The sequence below is a fragment of the Candidatus Frankia nodulisporulans genome, from assembly GCF_902806475.1.
Taxonomy (GTDB): domain Bacteria; phylum Actinomycetota; class Actinomycetes; order Frankiales; family Frankiaceae; genus Frankia; species Frankia umida.
Map to the genome: position 1 here is coordinate 1 of NZ_CADCWS010000383.1, position 2,809 is coordinate 2,809.

2 protein-coding genes and 1 pseudogene are annotated in these 2,809 nt (G+C 68.1%); 2 read left to right on the plus strand and 1 reads right to left on the minus strand.

The features are described from left to right. A pseudogene (locus tag G6R24_RS19980) lies at positions 1-383 on the plus strand (homoserine O-acetyltransferase MetX); the annotation flags it as partial. A gap of 73 nt (positions 384-456) precedes the next feature. Beyond that, entirely contained in the window at positions 457-1,191 is a 735-nt protein-coding gene (locus tag G6R24_RS19985) for a GNAT family N-acetyltransferase (protein WP_225438831.1), read from the plus strand. A gap of 59 nt (positions 1,192-1,250) precedes the next feature. On the opposite strand, the gene G6R24_RS19990 is transcribed toward G6R24_RS19985, so the two are convergent. Then, positions 1,251-2,588 carry an ATP-dependent 6-phosphofructokinase gene (locus tag G6R24_RS19990; protein ID WP_163550695.1) on the minus strand — a complete coding sequence of 446 codons (1,338 nt, stop codon included), beginning with the start codon at positions 2,586-2,588 and terminating at the stop codon, positions 1,251-1,253. Positions 2,589-2,809 lie beyond the last annotated feature (221 nt).

The following is a 2,809-nucleotide window of genomic DNA, read 5'->3' on the forward strand; positions in this document are numbered from 1 at the left end:
AGGCGGAGCTCGAGGCCCGGTTCGGCGCCCGCGTCCGACCGGACGGCGCCTTCGAGGTCGCCTCCTACCTGGATCACCACGCCGACCGACTGATCCGCCGCTTCGACGCGGGCAGCTACGTCACCCTCACCCGGGCGATGATGACCCAGGACGTCGGACGTGGACGCGGCGGGCACGCCAGCGCACTGGCCACCTGCCCCGTGCCGTTCACGATCGCCGGCGTCGACTCGGACCGGCTGTACCCGATCCGGCTGCAACAGGAACTCGCCGACCTGACCGGTGTCCCGCTACTCCGCATCCACTCCCGCCACGGGCACGACGGTTTCCTCCTCGAGATCGACCAGGTCGCCACGATCATCCGCGACGCCCTGCGAATCCCCTGACGGCGGACACGTCGCGCATCTGACAGATGCCCCTTACGCCACAGTCGCCGGCTACGCTGCCATGCTCAGCACCATGACGACCATGTCCGGCGAGTGGACGCGGCCGGTGCTGACAGGACGACACGTCCGACTTGAACCGCTACGCACCGAGCACAGCGGCGATCTGCTGCGCGCCGCGTCCACGGACCGCCGTTCGTTCTCCCTCACCTGGGTACCCGACTCCGACGCCGCGATGCGCCGCTACGTGTCGACCGCCCTGGCCGACCGCGCACTGGGCCTCGCCGTCCCCCTGATCATCCGTCGGATCCCCCCGACCCGGCCGACCCAGCCGGCCCCGTCCAGCGCGGACGGCGACTCCGGCGCCACGATCGTCGGCAGCACACGGTTTCTCGACCTGGGATTCTGGCGGCCGACGGCCGAGGGCGCGCTGGGCAGCACGCCCGTGGAGCCGGCGGACACCGCGGCGGCGTCCGCGGCGGAGTCCGAACTGCCCTCGGTGGCCGAGATCGGCTATACCTGGCTGTGCGCCGCGGCCCAGCGCACAGCGATCAACACCGAGGCGAAGCTGCTGCTGTTCGAGCACGCGTTCACCGTCTGGTCGGCGCTGCGCGTATACCTGAAGACGGATGTGCGCAACACCCGGTCACGTGCCGCCATCGAACGGGTCGGCGGGCGTTTCGAGGGTGTGCGGCGCGCGCACATGCCCGCCTCCGACGGCACCATCCGCGACACCGCCTACTACTCGATCACCGCCGCGGAATGGCCCTCGGTGCGCGCGAACCTGGTCGCCCGGCTCGCTCGTCCCTAGGACGCGGGAGCCGCGAGCGGGCGCGGCGCCGCGCGGGCGGACGAAGCCGGACGGGCGGGTTATTCGAAACGGGGCGGCTGGCCGGTGGCTTCCAGAACCGACATCCACAGGTCACCGGCCGGGTCGACCTGGTTGCGCTGGCTGACGGCGAGGCCGATCGGGATGTGGATGAAGCGGCGCCGCCAGCGGCCGACGACCATCTCCGTGCGTCCGGACATCGCCGCGTGCACGGCGGCATGGGCCAGCCGGATGGTGTAGACGCTGTCGTAGGGGTTCGCCGGAACGCTGCGGATCACGTAGCTGGGGTCGATGTACTTCAGGTTCAGCTCGACGCCCTCAAGGTCGAAGTACTCCTTGATCCGGCGGGACAGCTCCTGGCCCACGTCGTGCAGTTTGCGGTTACCGGATGCGTCCGCCGACTGTGGCTGGTCGGTGATGAGCTCCTGACCAGCGCCTTCGGCGACGACGACGACGGCGTGACCGCGGTCCAGAATCCGCTTGCGCAGATGGTTGAGCAGGCCGCCCTCGCCCTCGAGCTTGAAGGGCAGCTCGGGGATGAGCACGACGTCCGCGTTGCTCTTGGCAAGGGTCGCATAGCAGGCGATGAAGCCGGAATGGCGGCCCATCAACCGGACCACGCCCATGCCGCCGGGGGCCGAGGTCGCCTCGGCGTGGGCGACCTGGATGGACTCCGCGGCCTTGCCGAACGCGGTCTGGAAACCGAAACTCTGATCAATATAGGGAATGTCGTTGTCGATCGTCTTCGGGATTCCGACGACCGCGATCTTCTCACCGCGCTCGGTGGCGACCCGGGAGATCTCCTTCGCACCGCGCAACGTGCCGTCGCCACCGATGACAAAGAGAATATTTATGTTCATTCGGGAGAGACAGTCGACAATCTCGCCCGGATCCTGCTGGCCGCGGGAACTGCCGAGAATCGTCCCGCCGTCGTCGTCGATGCTGGCGACGCGCTCGGGGGTCAGGTCGACCACGTCGTAACCGTAACGGGCGATGAACCCCTGATAGCCGTTACGGAAACCGACGATCCGCCGGACCCGGTAGTGCGAGGTCAGCTCCAGGACCAGCCCACGGATCACGTTGTTCAGGCCCGGACACAGACCTCCGCAGGTCACGATCCCGACCCTGGTCTTGGACGGGTCGAAGTAGATCTTCCGCCGCGGCCCGGCGGGCTCGAACCCGGGCAGCGCGTCCAGCGCGACCTCGCGGGCCGCGATCATCGACGTGGTGTCGTCGTAGAGGACCTTGTCCGACTCGTCAATGTAGTGCTGCGTGGTGGGACGCTCACCCAGCAGGGGTAGCAGTGGCGAATCTATCCGGCACGGACCCAGGGTCTTCACCGAAAGATCTGCATTGTCCACCAGTAGTGGCGCACCCACCGTTGCCCGGCCCTCACGTCTCGTTTGGCGCTTCGTCAGCAAGCGATCTGCCCTGTCGACCATCTGGTCTGTTCCGCGATGTCGCTCCATACATACCCCGGTTGGGGCGGTACCGGCCCCCGCCGATCAGCCCAGTTCTTCCAGACCGAGACTACCGGCCCATACCGACTGCCAGACGGGCATCGCCGGACCAAGCCGGTCACCAGCGACGGAAACAATCA